The 15,703-nt window shown below is 67.6% G+C and carries 16 protein-coding genes; 14 read left to right on the top strand and 2 right to left on the bottom strand.

The window, feature by feature from the left end:
• Nucleotides 1-100 precede the first annotated feature (100 nt).
• Nucleotides 101-1,600, bottom strand: a complete 1,500-nt coding sequence (locus tag ACLJPD_RS14565; protein WP_410872613.1) for a flavin-containing monooxygenase — start codon at nucleotides 1,598-1,600, stop codon at nucleotides 101-103.
• Between the two features lie 179 nt (nucleotides 1,601-1,779).
• On the opposite strand from ACLJPD_RS14565, the gene ACLJPD_RS14560 reads away from it, so the two are divergent.
• From ACLJPD_RS14560 to ACLJPD_RS14550, 3 genes are all read left to right on the top strand, one after another.
• Complete coding sequence (locus ACLJPD_RS14560; RefSeq protein ID WP_410872612.1) at nucleotides 1,780-2,934, top strand: LLM class flavin-dependent oxidoreductase; 1,155 nt, start codon at nucleotides 1,780-1,782, stop codon at nucleotides 2,932-2,934.
• Between the two features lie 292 nt (nucleotides 2,935-3,226).
• Entirely contained in the window at nucleotides 3,227-3,841 is a 615-nt protein-coding gene (locus ACLJPD_RS14555; protein WP_410872611.1) for an HAD family hydrolase, read from the top strand.
• 68 nt (nucleotides 3,842-3,909) lie between these two features.
• A complete protein-coding gene (locus ACLJPD_RS14550; protein WP_410872610.1) occupies nucleotides 3,910-4,491 on the top strand; it encodes a class I SAM-dependent methyltransferase in 582 nt (193 codons plus the stop codon).
• A gap of 91 nt (nucleotides 4,492-4,582) precedes the next feature.
• Here ACLJPD_RS14550 and ACLJPD_RS14545 read toward each other — a convergent pair whose 3' ends face one another.
• Nucleotides 4,583-5,638, bottom strand: a complete 1,056-nt coding sequence (locus ACLJPD_RS14545) for an NAD-dependent epimerase/dehydratase family protein (RefSeq protein WP_410872609.1) — start codon at nucleotides 5,636-5,638, stop codon at nucleotides 4,583-4,585.
• A gap of 98 nt (nucleotides 5,639-5,736) precedes the next feature.
• On the opposite strand from ACLJPD_RS14545, the gene ACLJPD_RS14540 reads away from it, so the two are divergent.
• From ACLJPD_RS14540 to ACLJPD_RS14490, 11 genes are all read left to right on the top strand, one after another.
• A complete protein-coding gene (locus ACLJPD_RS14540) occupies nucleotides 5,737-6,360 on the top strand; it encodes a TetR/AcrR family transcriptional regulator (protein ID WP_410872608.1) in 624 nt (207 codons plus the stop codon).
• A 96-nt stretch (nucleotides 6,361-6,456) separates the two neighbouring features.
• Nucleotides 6,457-6,777: a nuclear transport factor 2 family protein gene (locus ACLJPD_RS14535; protein ID WP_410872607.1), complete on the top strand. Its 321-nt coding sequence runs from the start codon at nucleotides 6,457-6,459 to the stop codon at nucleotides 6,775-6,777.
• Nucleotides 6,774-7,922, top strand: a complete 1,149-nt coding sequence (locus tag ACLJPD_RS14530; protein ID WP_410872606.1) for an alkaline phosphatase family protein — start codon at nucleotides 6,774-6,776, stop codon at nucleotides 7,920-7,922. Before ACLJPD_RS14535 ends, ACLJPD_RS14530 begins: the two co-directional genes overlap by 4 nt.
• A 63-nt stretch (nucleotides 7,923-7,985) precedes the next feature.
• On the top strand, nucleotides 7,986-8,306 hold the full coding sequence (locus ACLJPD_RS14525) for a hypothetical protein (RefSeq protein WP_410872605.1): 321 nt from the start codon (nucleotides 7,986-7,988) through the stop codon (nucleotides 8,304-8,306).
• 203 nt (nucleotides 8,307-8,509) lie between these two features.
• The gene (locus ACLJPD_RS14520) at nucleotides 8,510-9,736 is read left to right on the top strand and encodes a transcriptional regulator (RefSeq protein ID WP_410873414.1); all 1,227 of its coding nucleotides are present in this window, start codon (nucleotides 8,510-8,512) and stop codon (nucleotides 9,734-9,736) included.
• 106 nt (nucleotides 9,737-9,842) lie between these two features.
• The gene (locus ACLJPD_RS14515; RefSeq protein ID WP_410872604.1) at nucleotides 9,843-11,360 is read left to right on the top strand and encodes an aldehyde dehydrogenase family protein; all 1,518 of its coding nucleotides are present in this window, start codon (nucleotides 9,843-9,845) and stop codon (nucleotides 11,358-11,360) included.
• Entirely contained in the window at nucleotides 11,360-11,767 is a 408-nt protein-coding gene (locus tag ACLJPD_RS14510; RefSeq protein ID WP_410872603.1) for a DUF779 domain-containing protein, read from the top strand. Before ACLJPD_RS14515 ends, ACLJPD_RS14510 begins: the two co-directional genes overlap by 1 nt.
• Before the next feature lie 219 nt (nucleotides 11,768-11,986).
• On the top strand, nucleotides 11,987-14,323 hold the full coding sequence (locus ACLJPD_RS14505) for a nitrate- and nitrite sensing domain-containing protein (RefSeq protein WP_410872602.1): 2,337 nt from the start codon (nucleotides 11,987-11,989) through the stop codon (nucleotides 14,321-14,323).
• A 1-nt stretch (nucleotide 14,324) separates the two neighbouring features.
• Entirely contained in the window at nucleotides 14,325-14,729 is a 405-nt protein-coding gene (locus ACLJPD_RS14500; RefSeq protein WP_056809728.1) for a roadblock/LC7 domain-containing protein, read from the top strand.
• Between the two features lie 12 nt (nucleotides 14,730-14,741).
• A complete protein-coding gene (locus ACLJPD_RS14495; protein ID WP_410872601.1) occupies nucleotides 14,742-15,116 on the top strand; it encodes a DUF742 domain-containing protein in 375 nt (124 codons plus the stop codon).
• Nucleotides 15,097-15,702 (top strand): GTP-binding protein, encoded by a 606-nt coding sequence (locus tag ACLJPD_RS14490; RefSeq protein ID WP_410872600.1) that lies wholly within the window; start codon nucleotides 15,097-15,099, stop codon nucleotides 15,700-15,702. The genes ACLJPD_RS14495 and ACLJPD_RS14490 overlap by 20 nt, the downstream gene beginning before the upstream one ends.
• The last annotated feature ends 1 nt before the right edge of the window (nucleotide 15,703 follow it).

Genomic DNA, 15,703 nt, shown 5'->3' with positions numbered 1-15,703 from the left:
AGGAGCTGAAAGTTCGCCCGGGTAAAGGAAATCGGTCGATCACCGACAGCGAAAAGGCCCGCCACACTGCGATGTGGCGGGCCTTGGTCAGCTTCGGTGGCTACGCGCCGACGGCCTTCACGCCGGGTTCGACAGCGGTGCCGGTCTTGCTGAACTGCAGCACGCCGTCCTCGATCGGGGCCTTGTGCATCAGCGTGCGGTCGCGGTAGTAGTTGTTGACCAGCTTCCAGGCGCCACGCGCGCCCTGGCGGGGCATCTCACCATTGCCGCGCTGGATGTAACCCGAGGTAAGTGCGCCGCCCATGAGGGATTCCGCGGCGAAGTCATCGGGGTTGGCGTGCACCTCGAAGGTGGTGTGGCCACGGTCGCGCATGATGTTGAGCACGCGGCACAGGTAGGCGGCGGCGAGGTCGGCCTTGAGCGTCCAGGACGCGTTGGTGTAGCCGATGATCATCAGGAAGTTCGGGATGTCGGAGTACAGCACGCTCTTGTAGGCGACCGTCTCGTTCATCTTCACCGGCTCGTCGTCGATGCTCATCGTCGCGCCGCCGAGGATCTGCACGTTCAGGCCGGTCGCGGTGACGATGATGTCGGCCTCGAGTTCCTGACCCGACTCGGTCAGGATGCCCTTCTCGGTGAACTTCGCGATGCGGTCGGTGACGATGTCGGCCTTGCCGCTCTTGAGCACCTTGAACAGATCCCCGTTGGGCACCACGCACAGGCGCTGGTCCCACGGGTTGTAGCTGGGGGTGAAGTGGCGCAGGTCCACCTTCTTGCCGAGCTGCAGGCGCACCTGAGCCAGCATCAGCTTCTTGGCCAGCTCGGGGTTGGTGCGTGAGAGCTGGAAGCTGGCGCGCTGCAGCGCGATATTGCGGGCACGGCCGATCCTGTAGGCGATGGCGTCGGGCACACGCGACTTCTTGAAACCGATCGCGACCGGGTCGTCCGAGGGCAGCGCCTGGATCCAGGTGGGCGAACGCTGCAGCATGGTGACGTGCGCGGCGGTGTCGGCCATCGACGGGATCAGGGTGATCGCGGTGGCACCGGAACCGATGACGACGACCTTCTTGCCGGTGTAGTCCAGATCCTCGGGCCAGTGCTGCGGATGCACGATCTGGCCCGTGAAGTCGGCCTGACCGGGAAATTCCGGCTGGTAGCCCTTGTCGTAGTTGTAGTAGCCGCTGGCGCCGACGACGAAGTTGGCGGTCCAGGTCTCGGTCTCGCCGGTGGCCTCGATCTCGGCCGTCACGGTCCAGAGCGCGGCGGCGCGATCGAACGCGAGGTGGGAGACCTTACGGCCGAAGGTGATGTGGTCGGTGACGCCGTATTCCTTGGCGGTGTCCTCGACGTACTGGCGAATGCTGGCGCCGTCGGCGAGAACCTTGGTGCCGATCCAGGGACGGAAGCCGAAACCGAAGGTGAGCATGTCCGAGTCCGAGCGGATGCCGGGGTACTTGAACAGGTCCCAGGTGCCACCGATGTTCTCGCGGCGCTCGAGGATCGCGTAGGTGCGTCCGGTCTGCTCGCGGATCAGGTGACAGGCCGTGCCGATTCCGGACAGGCCAGCGCCGATGATCAGTACGTCGACATGCCGCGTCATGAAGGAAACTCGTTTCGTAGGGCCGCCGACCCGAGCATCGTCGCCCGAGCCTGCATCGAGGTTACGTGTTTCGCATAGTTACGTCTAGTTCGGTGTGTTCGCGCCGCGGCGTGTCGGGGGTTGCGCGCACGGTGATCGGAATCCGTGACGAGGGCGGGCGCACCGGTCAGCATCGAGGGATGACCGAGCACCGACTGTCGTTTCACTGGTTCCTGCCCACCTACGGCGATTCCCGCGGGCTGATGGCGGGCGGACACGGCAGCTTCATGTCCGGTGATCGTCCCGCGACGCTGCGCTATCTCAACCAGCTCACCGCCGCCGCCGAGGACAACGGCTTCGAGGGGGTGCTCACGCCGACCGGCGCCTGGTGCGAGGACGCGTGGCTGACCACGGCCATGCTGGTGCAGACCAGCGAGACGCTGAAGTTCCTGGTCGCGCTGCGCCCCGGACTGACCAGCCCCACCCTCGCCGCCCAGATGGCGGCGACCTTCCAGCGCCATTCCGCCGGGCGGCTGCTGCTCAATGTCGTCACCGGCGGCGAACAGCGCGAGCAGCAGGCCTACGGCGACTTCCTCGACAAAACCGAGCGCTACGCGCGCACCGGCGAGTTCCTGCACATCGTGCGTGAACTCTGGTCGGCGACCGAACCGTTCACCTTCACCGGCGAACACCTGCGGGTGAAGGACGCGATCCTCAGCGCCCGCCCCGACCCGATTCCGCCCGTGTTCTTCGGCGGCTCCTCGGGTCCGGCCGGGCCGATCGCCGCCCGTTACGCCGACACCTACCTCACCTGGGGTGAACCGGTCGACGCCGTCGCGAAGAAGCTGGACTGGATCCGCGGGCTGGCCGCGATCGAGGGCCGCACCGTCGACTTCGGCCTGCGCATCCACGTGATCAGCCGCGATACCGCCGCCGAGGCGTGGACCGAGGCCGACCGGCTCCTCGACGGCATCTCCCCCGGTGAGATCGAGCGGGTGCAGGCGAACCTGGCCAAGAGCGACTCCGAAGGGCAGCGCCGGATGGCGCGGCTGCACAACGGGCGCACCGACGGGCTCGAGATCGCCCCGAATCTGTGGGCGGGCGTCGGCCTGGTTCGCGGCGGTGCGGGGACGGCGCTGGTCGGCTCGCATGCCGAGGTGGCCGATCGCCTGCTCGAATACGCCGCGATCGGAATCGACCACTTCATCCTCTCCGGGTACCCGCACCTGGAGGAGGCGTACTGGTTCGGCGAGGGGGTGCTGCCGATCTTGGAGGGCAAGGGGGTGTGGACCCATCCGTCGCGACCGGTGTCGGTGCCCACGGTCGCACCGTTCACCGCGGCTGCCAGTAGTTGATTCCGAGAGATCGCGGCGACGAGATGGCAGTCGTTGCATTGTTGCGCTCACCGCCGCACGTCCGGTGATGCGGTGAGCCAACGTATTTCGCCACCTCCTCGATGCGGGTGTGACCTGCCGATCTTCGGGTTACCGACCAGTCGGCCCGAAATGCCGTGACGCACACCGTGCTTCGCTGCACCGCACTCCCCCAACTGATTTCGGCATCGAGTGCAGCCGGGGTTCCACGTGAATCAGAGCAGGTCGGACAGCGATCAGCAGGGGCAGCGACCCCGGCGATAGGCTCCACAGCGTGACCATCACCGTCGGCTTCGACCTGGACATGACTCTCATCGACTCGCGTCCGGGAGTCGCACTGGCGATCGACACCCTCGCCCGCGAATTCGATCTGCCGATGGACGGCTCGCACTTCGCGGAGCACCTCGGGCCGCCACTGGCCACGCTCCTGGGCGATGCGGGCGCGCCCGATGACCTGGTCCCCCATCTGGTCGCCCGCTACCGCGAGCTCTACCCGAATGTCATCGACCGCATCCCCGCGCTCCCCGGCGCCGACGACGCCTTGGCCGCCGTGCGCGCGGGGGGTGGGCGCACGTTGGTCGTCACCGGGAAATTCGAGCCGCACGCGCGACTGCACGTCGATCACCTCGGCTGGCAGGTCGACCGTCTCGCCGGTGATCTGTGGTCGACCGGGAAGACCGATGTGTTGCGCGAGGAATCGGCGCACGTGTTCGTCGGTGATCACGCGGGTGACATGCGCGGCGCCAAGGCCGCCGGTGTGGTGGCCGTCGGCGTGACGACCGGGCCCTACGATGCCGACGGATTGTGGGCCGCGGGCGCGGATGTGGTCCTCGACGATCTCACCCAGTTCGCCGAGTGGTTGTCCGCTCACGCGGCGGTGGCCCGATAGTTCGTCGAAACAGTGTGTGACGCAACCCAGTTCCGGAACCCATCGCAGACCCGGCACGTTGACCGGTCATGCCGACCGACCCCTACTGGAACCACAATGTGCACTACCACCCCTGGGTACTCGATCAGGTGCCCGACGATGCCCGCACGGCATTGGATATCGGCTGCGGTGACGGATTGCTCGCCCGCAAACTGGCGACCCGGTGCGACGCGGTCCTCGGGGTCGATATCGACGACCAGGTCATCGCCAACGCGCCCGCCGCACCCAACGTCCACCTCGAACACGCCGACTTCCGCGATCTCGACCAGACCTTCGACGTGGTCACCGCCGTCGCCACCCTGCACCATGTTCCCGTGCGTGACGGCATCTCCACCCTGCGCCACCTCGTCGCCCCCGGCGGCACCCTCGCGGTGGTCGGGCTCTGGAAGATGCACCCCGTCACCGACTTTCACTACCTCCCGCTGCTACCCGCGATCTGGGGGCTGGACCGCTGGCGGCATCGGTCCTACGGCGACCCGGCGGTAGCCGTTCGGGACGCACAGGAGACGATGGCCGAAATCCGCGCGGCGGCGGCCGAACACCTCCCCGGCGCAGAGATCCGGCGCCGCCTGATGTGGCGGTACACCCTGCGCTGGCACCGCCCCCGCTGAGCTACCCGTCACTGCCGGAAAGCCGACTTGGCCGCCGTCGACGACGAGCAGCAGTCGGCGGAACCGGTGTGGGTGTGGGAACGGCGCTGACTCACCGTGTTCCGACAGCGGCACGCGACGACTTCGCGGGACGGCCGGTGACGATGCCGAACGCGATCAGGCTGTCGGCGGTGTCGCGGATGGTGTCCTCGATCGGGCGCATGGTCCAGCCCAGTTCGCGTCGGGCCTTGTCGGCGCTGACGTTCTCGGTTCGGCCCAGACCCGGCACGGTCAAGCGGACGCCTTTGTCGAAGACCGCGACGAGGCGGATCAGCCAGTTCGGCAGGACCCTGGTGGGGACGCGGAAACCCGCGGCGGCGTAGTCGCGGGCCAGTAGGCGGGCCAGCTCGCCCATCCACAGCGGATCGGCGGCACAGATGTATCGGTTGCCCGCGGCCGCGGGGGTTTCCATCGCCAGGCGGTGCGCGATGGCGAGGTCGCGCACGTCGACGGGGGTCCAGCCGGTGTTCACCGAGCCGGGGACGTCGCGGGCCAGCAGGCGGCGGACCGGTTCGTGGGAGGTGCTCGTCCGGGCTTCGAGCAGTGGGCCGAGAATCATGCCGGGGTTCAGCACCACGAGTTCGGTTGTGGCGGGCGAGGATTCGATGAAATCCCAGGCGGCGCGTTCGGCGAGCGTCTTGCTCTTCTGGTAGGCGGGGATGCGGTCGACCACCGACCAGTCGTCCTCGGTGCGCACCGCGTCCACGTCATGGCCGTAGGCGACGGCGGCGACCGAGGAAGTCAGCACGACGCGACGGACCCCGGCGGCCGCGGCGGCGCGCAGCACCCGCAGCGTGCCCCCGACCGCGGGTTCGATGAGGTCTCGCTCATTCTCGGGCGGTGTGGAAGGGAACGGTGACGCGACGTGCAGCACGGTGTCGCAGTCGGTGACCGCCGCGGCCCAGCCCGCGTCGTCGTCGAGCGAGGCGGCGACGAATTCCAGCTCACCCCCGGTGCGTCGGGCGAGTTCGGTGAGGTGTGCGCGCCTGGTGTGCGCGCTGAGGTCGCGCACGGTGGCGCGGACGGCGTAGCCGTGGTCGAGGAGTTCGGCGATGCAGTGGCCCGCGACGAAACCTGTCGCGCCGGTGACGAGTACCCGAGTGGTCATGATGTCTCCAATCTAAGCAATGCTCAGTTAATCTAAGCACTGCATAGATTTCCTGTCCAGTGCCAATTCCGGCCGGTTTCTCGCCTACGCTCGCAAGGGTGAAGCGCATTAGGTACCACCACGGCGACCTGCGCGCCACGCTGATGGACGCCTGCCTTCGCCTGATCGAGAACGAGGGCCTGGCCGCGGTGAGCCTGCGCCGGGTCGCCAGGGAGGCCGGCGTCAGCAGCGGCGCGCCCTATCACCATTTCGCCGACCGCGCCGCGCTGCTGTCCGCGCTGTCGATCGACGGCTTCCAGCAGCTGGCCACCTACATGATCACCGCCAGGGCCGCGTCGCCCGACCCACTGACCGCGCTCACCGAACTCGGCGACGCCTACGTGCGGTTCTCTCGCGAGCACCCCGCCCAGTTCCGGCTCATGTTCCGGCCGGAGCTGTCCCAACCGGAAAAGCACCCCGCCGCCAACGCCGCCGGCGACGCCGCCTTCAACGTCCTGGTCGACACCGTCGCCGACGGTGTCGCCGCAGGCGCTCTGCCCGCCGACCGCGCCGACACCCTCGCCGTCGCGTGGTGGGGGCTGGCGCACGGGCTGGCCTCGCTGTGGCTCGACGGTCATCTCGAGAAACGCAGCGAACAGATGGGCACCCACGCGCCCGAGCTCGTCGACACGATCATGCGCATGTTCACCACGCTGATCCCGCCGGACCCGTCCACCGCCTGACGCGCCGCCGATTTTGCGACAACCGGGCGCGGTCACTCGCCTACAGTGGGTAAAACCCGTGTTGTCGTTGCGTAGCCGTTTCGAGCAGGAGGCACGATGTCTGGCACCGCGAAACTCGATCCCGTGGTCGAGGCGTTCGTCGACGCGCTCAACGCGCAGGACACCGACCAGTTCTACGGTGTGCTCACCGAGGACGCGACCATGTCCGATGATGGTGTCGAACGCAATCTCACGCAATGGACCGAGGCCGAGATCTTCAGCAGCAACGGACATCTCGTCGTGGACACGATCGACTCCGACGACGGTCTCGCACTCACCGCCGACTACACCAACAGCCGGTGGGGTTCGATGCGCACCACCTGGCGGTTCGTCCTGCGCGACGGGCTGATCAGCCGATTCGAAACAGGACAGGCGTGATCGACGATCTTCTGCTCGCCCCGCGTTACGGCACAGCCTCACTCGCCGATCTGCTCCCCTCGGTCCTGTCGTGCCTAGGCGCACCCGGCGACACCGACCGCCTCGGCCTCGCCCTCGATGTCGACCGGGTCTGCGTGCTCCTCGTCGACGGACTCGGCGCACAAGCCCTGGCGGCCGAATCCGCTGCGGCACCATTCCTGACGAGCCTGCCCGAGGCGAGCATCGACGCCGGTTTCCCGAGCACCACGGCCACGAGCCTGACCACCCTGGGCACCGGCCTGCCCTCGGGCGAGCACGGCATCGTCGGCTACTGCATGCGCCTGCCCGGCGAAGAACGCCTGTTCAATTCGCTGCGGTGGCAGCTCATGGGCGACGGGCCGAAGGTCGACGCGCGCACCACGCTGCCGCCCGACCGAATCCAGCCGCACCGCACCATCTTCGAGCGCGCCACCGACGCGGGCATCGCGGCGGTGCAGGTCGCGCCGAGCTACCAGGACGGATCCGGGCTGACGCTGGCCGGCTGGCGCGGCGGTGGATTCCGCACGGCCTATTCGGTGGGCGATCTCGTCGACGGCGTGTTGACCGCACTCACCTCGGCCCCGAAAACACTTGTCTACACCTATCATTCGGAACTCGACACCACCGGCCATGCCCGCGGTCCCGCCAGCCGGGCATGGCGGTTCGAGCTCGCCAATGTCGACCGGATCGCCGCCGAGATCGCGGCGCGGTTGCCCGCCCGCTCGGCGCTGATCGTCACCGCCGATCACGGCATGGTCGAACTCGTCGAGCGCATCGACTTCGACACGCACCCGCACCTGTCCGACAACGTCGCAGCACTCGGCGGTGAACCGCGCGCCCGCCACGTCTACACCGACGACAGCACGTCCGTGGCCGATACCTGGCGCGGCGTTCTCGGGGACGGTTTCCTGGTGCGTACCCGCGCGGAGGCGATCGAGGCGGGCTGGTTCGGGCCCGCGGTGACCCGCGACGCCGCCGCGCGCATCGGCGATCTCGTGGTGATCGCGACCGGCAACGGCGGTGTCATCCGCTCCGGCGCCGAACCGCTGCAATCGCTGATGATCGGCCACCACGGCTCCCTCACCCCCACCGAACTGCGGGTACCCCTGCGGATCCATCGCGCCTGAGCACCACCACCTAAGCTGGCACCGACGCGCAGACGCGCGCAGGGAACCATTCCAGGAGGAAACATGGCTGCCAACACCCGAACCGGCGCTGCCGCGGTGGGCGTCGCGGTGCTGGCGGCACTGGTCACCGGATGCACCGAGGTCGAGCGGGTGCTCAACCAGGGCGGCGACACGAGCTGTCGCGACTACGTCAATCAGGACGCGAACACCAAGCGGATCACCATCACCAAGGCGATCAAGCAGCAGACCGGCAACGACAACGAACCGGCGGGCACCGTGGTCGACTCGATGATCGTGCAGGTCGACCTGCTGTGCGCGACCCAGCGCAATGTCGACACCCCGATCAAGAACGCCGATATCGCCGGGATCTTCCTCAACAAGTAGTCGGGCGCGTCAAGGCGACGCGACAGGCACAAGTCCGGTGACCCGACAGTCCTCGGCGTAAACGTTCCCATGGTGGTGGCGCAACTGATAAACAATAAGCGCCACACCCGTTCTCGTCGCAGGAACGGTGCGTCACCGACGAGCAGGGAGCGAACGTGGACGAGCAACCCAGCAGGGCTCGACCAGGCGCCGCAGTCGACCCGATCGCCGGAGCACACAGGCCCGAACGCCTCTCCGACTACCGCGTCGAGCTCGAGAAGCAGTGGAACCGTCTCGCCGCGCCCTCCCGTCCGCTGACTCTGCCCCGCGACACCGGCGCCGTGCGCAACGATGTCGCCAAATCCTGGCAGCGCTCCCTGCACACCGTCGACCCCGCCACCGAAGTCGCGCCCGGATTCAGCGACATCAGTGACCGCTGGTCGGAATCCCCGCTGCGCAGGCCCGTCACCGAACTCGCGGGCCAACTGCGCGGAATGGCCGAGGAATCGGGCTATCTCGCAGTCGTCAGTGACGAATCGGGCACCATCCTGTGGACCGCGGGCGACCGCACGCTGCGCCGCCAAGGGGAAGCGGTGAACTTCGCGCCGGGTGGGGTCTGGGACGAAAGCCACATGGGGACCAACGGGCTTTCGCTGGCCCTGCACGACGACCGGGCCGTCACCGTGTTCTCCGCCGAGCACCTCGTCGCCGCGCTGCACGGCTGGGTCTGCTATTCCGCGCCCATCCACGGCCCCGACGGCCGCACGGTCGGCGTGCTCGACCTGTCCTCCACATGGGAACGCTCGCATCCGATGGTGATGACCTCGGTACGCGCGCTTGTCACCGCCGTGGAGACGATGCTTCGCGCCGAAGCACCCACCCCGGCACCCGGGGTGCGACTCGAATGCCTGGGCGCCGCAAGGCTTTTGCGCGACGGCCGACCGGTGCCGCTGCCGCCGCGTCAACTCGAGATCCTGGCTCTGCTGGCGCTCGAGCCCGACGGCTACACCCCTGAGCAGTTGCACGCCGCGGTCTACGGTGAGCGGTCGGTGTCGCTGAACACGCTCAAAGCCGATGTCTCACACCTGCGCCGGGCCACCCGCGGCGAGATCGCGAACCGGCGCTACATGCTCACCGGCGCCGTGTCCTGCGACGCGGTGGACCTGCTGGCCGCCATCGAGGGCGGCGACCTCACCTCGGCGCTCTGGCTGTATCGCGGGCCGCTGCTACCCGGATCGGATCTGCCCGGCGTCGAACAGTGGCGCGCCCACCTCGACGTCGGCATCCGCAACGCGGTGCTCGGCAGCGACCGGCCCGAACACGCGGTCGCGTTCGGGCAGCGGTGCCCCGGCGATGTCGCCGTGCACGAGCACGCTCTGCGGCTACTGCCACGCGACGATGTTCGCCGCGCCGTCGTCACCGCCCGACTTTTCACCGCACGCCAGGGCTGACCTGCGCAAACGCCGTCACCAACCTCGTACCAACCTTCGCCGACCATAGTGTGCAGCACGACGCGAAGGACGCGAAGCGTTCAACAGGTCGCGAGGAGCGAGGCGAATGATCTACGGCAAACCCGGATCGGATACCGGCATAGTCAGCTATGCCGCCCGATACGACAACTTCATCGGAGGTGACTGGGCTCCCCCTGTCGAAGGCCGTTATTTCGACAACACCTCGCCGGTCGACGGTGAGACATTCTGCGCGGTAGCCCGTTCCACGGCCGCCGATATCGACATGGCCCTGGAAGCCGCGCATCGCGCCACCGAGCGTTGGGCCGCGACCTCGGCCACCGAACGATCCGACATCCTGCTCAAGATCGCCGACCGGATCGAGAACAGCCTCGAACCACTGGCCGTGGCCGAGACCTGGGACAACGGCAAACCGGTCCGCGAAACCCTGGCTGCCGACCTGCCGCTGGCCATCGACCACTTCCGCTACTTCGCGGGAGTGCTTCGCGCCCGAGAGGGTTCGCTGTCACAGATCGACGCCGACACGGTCGCCTACCACTACCACGAACCGCTCGGAGTGGTCGGGCAGATCATCCCGTGGAACTTCCCGATCCTGATGGCCGCCTGGAAACTCGCGCCCGCGCTGGCGGCGGGCAACTGTGTGGTCGTCAAACCGGCCGAGCAGACACCGGCCTCGCTGCTGCTCGTCGTCGAACTCATCGCCGACCTGCTGCCCGACGGAGTTCTCAACGTGGTCAACGGTTTCGGCGTCGAGGCGGGCAAGCCGCTGGCGCAGAGCCCGCGCGTGGCCAAGATCGCCTTCACCGGCGAGACCACCACCGGGCGCCTGATCATGCAGTACGCCAGCGAGAACATCACCCCGGTCACCCTCGAACTCGGCGGCAAGAGCCCCAACATCTTCCTGCCCGATGTGCTCGCCGCCGACGACGACTACCTCGACAAGGCCGTCGAGGGGTTCGTCATGTTCGCCCTGAACCAGGGCGAGGTGTGCACGTGCCCGTCGCGGGCACTGATCCACTCGTCGATCTACGACGAGTTCCTCGCCCGCGCCATCGCCCGCACCGAGGCCATAGTGTCCGGTCATCCGCTCGACACCGAAACGATGATCGGCGCGCAGGCCGGCAACGACCAGTACGAGAAGATTCTGTCCTATTTCGACATCGGCAGAGCCGAAGGCGCCCGCGTGCTCACTGGAGGGGAAGCACGCAAGGTCGACGGCCTACCGGGTGGGTACTACATCGAACCCACTGTCTTCGCAGGTGAGAACACGATGCGGATCTTCCAGGAGGAGATCTTCGGCCCGGTCGTCGCGGTCACCCGCTTCGATACCGTCGACGAAGCGATCCGCATCGCCAATGACACCCTCTACGGTCTCGGTGCGGGCGTGTGGACCCGCGATCTGAACACCGCCCACCGTCTGGGCCGCGGCATCAAGGCAGGCCGGGTCTGGACCAACTGCTACCACGCCTATCCCGCCCACGCCGCGTTCGGCGGCTACAAGAAGTCGGGATTCGGCCGGGAGAACCACGCGATGATGCTCGGGCACTACCAGCAGACCAAGAACATGCTGGTCAGTTATTCGACGACGAAACTCGGGATGTTCTGATGCAGAATCGAATCCACCGTGTCGAGATCACCGAGCGCGCCCAGAACCTGCTACGCCGCATCATCGAGGACAACGGGCCGGTACTGTTCCGGCATACGGGTGAGAGCTGCGACGACGACAGCGCCCCGGTGTGCCTGTCGGCCAAACAGTTCCCGATCGAGAAGGCCGACATCCTGCTCGGGCGGCTCAGCTGGCACACTGAATTCTGGATCAGCCCCGAACAGTTCGAATGCTGGAAAGATACCCACCTCACCGTCGACGTGGCGCGCGGCGAGGCCACCGAGGACTCCCTCGACGCCGGTCACGGCCAGCACTTCGTCTTGCGCGCCCGACAGTTGACCGCGGCGGAGAACGCGGCACTGGCGGCCGCTCCGCCACCACGCACCGGCGCCGACCGCACACTGTAGCGGCGCCGTCGAAAACCTGACCTGGCAGCGTCTTTCCCGGCGCTGCCAGGTCGCGGCGAGCCCCCGCCGACTGGGCCATCGAGGCTCAGCCGGCGGGGTGAGCTCGCCGTTTTTTCGTTTCGGCCCTATATAGCAAAGGTGTTCGGACACAAACCAAATCGCGTCTCGCTCACCGAGACAGACACGACAACAGTGCAACGATTCCGTTACGTTATGGCGATGTTCTTAGCGAGACTCGGTGTGCGCACCCGGATTCTGGCGATTGCTCTCATCCCGAGTTTAACTTTGGTGGTCGTCGGCGTCGGTACCGCCGGCTATCTGGTCAACGAGAGCAACAAGGCCAAAGCGTGGGCCACCGAGCTCCAACAGGCAGGCCCCTCGACGCAGGAGATGGTCGAGTCGATCCAGTCCGAGCGCCACCTCACGATGTCGCTGGTCGCGGGCGACATGACCGCGACGCTCGCGCTACCCGCCGCGCGAACGCGCACGGACGCCGCGTTCGTGAAGCTCAACCAGATCGTGCAGCAGATGCAGGCCGTCGACGGCGCAGATATCGGCGAGAGTCAGGCCGAATTCGCCACCTCGCAGCAGCATCTCAAAGCCATGCGCGGCGGCGCCGACGCGGGCATGCTGCCCGCCACGGACGCCTACATGTTCTTCAATCTGGTGATCGACTCGTTCATCCAGGGCACCAAGATCGCCGTACTCGCCGCGCCCGACGCGACCGTGTCCTCCGGTGTGGGTGAGGGTTTGCGTCTGCTCAACATCATCGAGGCCATGTCGCGCGGCAACGCGCTCGGTTCGGCCCTGGTCGCCTCCGACGGCGACTTCGCTGTCGGGATCGACGAATTCATCCGCCAGAGTGGCTTCTACCGCACCGAACTCACCAACCTCACCGCCGAGCTCCCCGAGTCCGAGCGCAACGCTGTCGTCGCGCTGACCGCCTCGGCGCAGTGGCAGCAACTGACCCAGATGGACAACGCGATCATCGCGCGCTTCGCCACTCCCGCGGTCACCACGGGCACTGCCAGGACGGCCACCCCGCCCGCGCTGCCGATGCCCGCCGCCGAATGGCAGAGCGCCGCGGCGACCGTCAACCGGGGGCTGCTCGATATCTACACCGGTCACAACAGGTTCATCCAGACCCTGGCGAAGGACTCCTCGCAGCGCGCTGAGGCGACCGCGGCCGCGGCGGGCGGCGGCGTCATCGCCCTGAGCGTGCTCGCCTTCCTGATCGCGCTGATCCTCGCCAATCGGATCATTCGCCGCCTGCGCCGCCTGCGCACTGCCACGCTGCAGCTCGCCGACGAAAAGCTGCCCGCCACCATGCGCACCCTGCGCGACGGCGGCGAGGTCGACCCGGCCGAGACGTCGCCGACCCTCGATTTCGGAACCGACGAGATCGGTCAGGTCGCCAAGGCCTTCGAGCACGCCGCCGCCGCCGCGATCGGTGCCGCTGTCGACGAGGCCCGCACGCGTGAGGGTGTGCGCGCGGTGTTCCTCAACATCGCCCACCGCAGCCAGATCGTGGTGCACCGTCAGCTCGAGATCCTCGACGAAGCCGAACGCCGACAAGAGGATCCGGCACTGCTCGAGACCCTGTTCCGGCTCGACCACCTGGCCACCCGCGAACGCCGCAACGCCGAGAACCTGATCATCCTCGGCGGCGGTCGGCCGGGACGGCAGTGGCGTCAGCCCGTGCCGGTGATGGACGTGGTGCGCAGTGCGATCGGCGAGACGCTCGACTACGCGCGCGTGCGGGTCACCAAGCTGCCCGAGGTCAACGTCGTCGGCACCGTCGTGGCCGACCTCGTGCACCTGCTCGCGGAGCTCGTCGACAACGCCACCGCGTTCTCCCCGCCGCAGTCGCGGGTCGAGGCAGGCGGCAATGTGGTCGGCAAGGGCGTGGTCGTCGAGATCACCGACCAGGGCATGGGAATGAGCGACGACGACCTGGTCCGCTACAACTCCATGCTGGCCGATCCGCCGGACTTCGGCGTCGGCACGCTGTCCTCGGACTCGCGCCTCGGTCTGTTCGTGGTCGCCCGCCTCGCCGTCGCGCACGGTGTGTCTGTGCGGCTGAGCGAATCCGACTACGGCGGCATCCGTGCCATCGTGCTGATCCCCCAGCAGTTGCTGGCGGGCGAGGCCGAGCTGGCGGGTGTGCCGCCCGCGACGACCGGCCCGCTGCGCCGTGGCCTGCCCGCGCCGCAGGAGTCCGGACCGGTCGCCGCCCTCGAATCGGCACCGGCGCCGGTCGCGACGCTGGTGGCCGATCCGCCGACGCCGCGTCCGATGGCACCGGCCCCGGAAAGGCCCGCCGCGGCACCTGCGCGCTATGACACCGACTCCGACGAACGTCCCGCGCTGCCGCGTCGCAGCAGGCAGGCGAATCTGGCGCCCGAGCTCTCCGAGCCCGCCGCCGAGTCGCCGAGTGCACCGGAGCGTCCTCGCTCCCCCGAACAGGCGCGCGACATCATGTCCGCGATCGAGAACGGCACCCGCCAGGGTCGCAAACAACAGACCCCTTCGAATCAGGACGAACAGGAAGGCTGAGGTGAACTCTTCCCCCGGTGATCTCAACTGGCTACTCGACGATCTCGTCGACCGGCTGGCAGGGGTCCGCTACGCGGTCGTGCTGTCCACCGACGGACTGCTGCTCGGACGTTCCTCGCAGATGAAGCGTGAAGACGCCGAACACTTCGCCGCCATGTCCTCGACCCTCTACGGTCTCGCGCGCAGCGCGGGCAGCCGGTTCGACGGTGGCGGCGTGCGCCAAGCGGTGATCGAGCTCGATCGGGCAGTGCTGTTCGTCACCTCGGCAGGTGAAAATGCTTGCCTGGCACTGCAAGCCAACGAGTCGGCCAATCTCGGCATGGTCGCCTACGAAATGAATCTCACTGTGCAGCGGGTCGGCAGCTATCTGTCGACGGAGCCGCGGCACGGGCATGCGCAGCTATAGAAAGTTTCGACAATGACTCGACTCGGCGATCCGTGGTTCGACGAAGCGGCCGGACCTCTCGTCCGGCCGTACGCGGTGACCCGCGGCCGCACCATGGGTGCGGCGCACGACCTGGACATGCTCACGGTGGTGGTAGCAGTACATCCTGCCCCTACCCTGCGCAGACCAGAACCCGAGTACCGGACGATCGCACAGCTGTGCAAGCGTCCACAGTCGGTGGCCGAGGTCTCGGCCGTGCTGAAACTGCCTCTGGCGGTGACCAAGATCCTCGTCGGTGATCTCATCGCCGAGGGCCACCTCATCTTCCGGGCTCCGGTATCGGCCGAGGCCGGTGCCGGTGACCTCAACATATTGCGAGCGGTTCTGGATGGCATCCGAAAACTTTGACCTGACGTCCGCAGGCGACCAGCACATGGCCGCCTCGGTCAAGATTCTCATCGCCGGCGGCTTCGGCGTCGGCAAGACCACCATGGTCGGCGCGATCAGCGAGATCGCGCCGCTGCGGACCGAAGAGCTGATCACCGAGGTCAGCACCGGTGTCGACGATCTGTCGGGCGTGGAGCAGAAGCACACGACCACCGTCGCGCTGGACTTCGGGCGTATCACCATCGACCGGGACCTGGTGCTGTACCTGTTCGGCACGCCCGGCCAGGACCGCTTCTGGTTCCTGTGGGACGAGCTGTGCCGTGGCGCGCTCGGCGCGATCGTGCTGGCGGATACCCGGCGGTTGAGCAATTCCTTCGCGGCGGTGGACTTCTTCGAGCGGCGCGGCTTGCCGTTCCTGATCGCGGTGAACTGCTTCGACGGTGCGCCGCGCTACACGGTCGACGAGGTGCGCGACGCACTCGACCTCGACCCGAACACCCCGGTGGTCCTGTGCGACGCGCGCGATCGGCCCTCGGCCAAGGCGGTGCTCACCCACCTGGTCGAGTACCTGATCGATCGCGCCGCACGCACGCCCGTCACGACCTGAG

The sequence above is a fragment of the Nocardia sp. A7 genome (assembly GCF_046549215.1).
Taxonomy (GTDB): Bacteria; Actinomycetota; Actinomycetes; order Mycobacteriales; family Mycobacteriaceae; genus Nocardia.
Note: the sequence above shows the minus strand (reverse complement) of the source record. Positions and strands in the feature narration are given on the sequence as shown.

Coding starts and splice junctions, on each gene's coding strand:
- ACLJPD_RS14515 (WP_410872604.1), top strand. CDS start 9,843: ATGATCTACGGCAAACCCGGATCGGATACCGGCATAGTCAGCTATGCC.
- ACLJPD_RS14565 (WP_410872613.1), bottom strand. CDS start 1,600: ATGACGCGGCATGTCGACGTACTGATCATCGGCGCTGGCCTGTCCGGA.
- ACLJPD_RS14510 (WP_410872603.1), top strand. CDS start 11,360: ATGCAGAATCGAATCCACCGTGTCGAGATCACCGAGCGCGCCCAGAAC.
- ACLJPD_RS14490 (WP_410872600.1), top strand. CDS start 15,097: ATGGCATCCGAAAACTTTGACCTGACGTCCGCAGGCGACCAGCACATG.
- ACLJPD_RS14550 (WP_410872610.1), top strand. CDS start 3,910: ATGCCGACCGACCCCTACTGGAACCACAATGTGCACTACCACCCCTGG.
- ACLJPD_RS14495 (WP_410872601.1), top strand. CDS start 14,742: ATGACTCGACTCGGCGATCCGTGGTTCGACGAAGCGGCCGGACCTCTC.
- ACLJPD_RS14535 (WP_410872607.1), top strand. CDS start 6,457: ATGTCTGGCACCGCGAAACTCGATCCCGTGGTCGAGGCGTTCGTCGAC.
- ACLJPD_RS14560 (WP_410872612.1), top strand. CDS start 1,780: ATGACCGAGCACCGACTGTCGTTTCACTGGTTCCTGCCCACCTACGGC.
- ACLJPD_RS14545 (WP_410872609.1), bottom strand. CDS start 5,638: ATGACCACTCGGGTACTCGTCACCGGCGCGACAGGTTTCGTCGCGGGC.
- ACLJPD_RS14525 (WP_410872605.1), top strand. CDS start 7,986: ATGGCTGCCAACACCCGAACCGGCGCTGCCGCGGTGGGCGTCGCGGTG.
- ACLJPD_RS14505 (WP_410872602.1), top strand. CDS start 11,987: ATGTTCTTAGCGAGACTCGGTGTGCGCACCCGGATTCTGGCGATTGCT.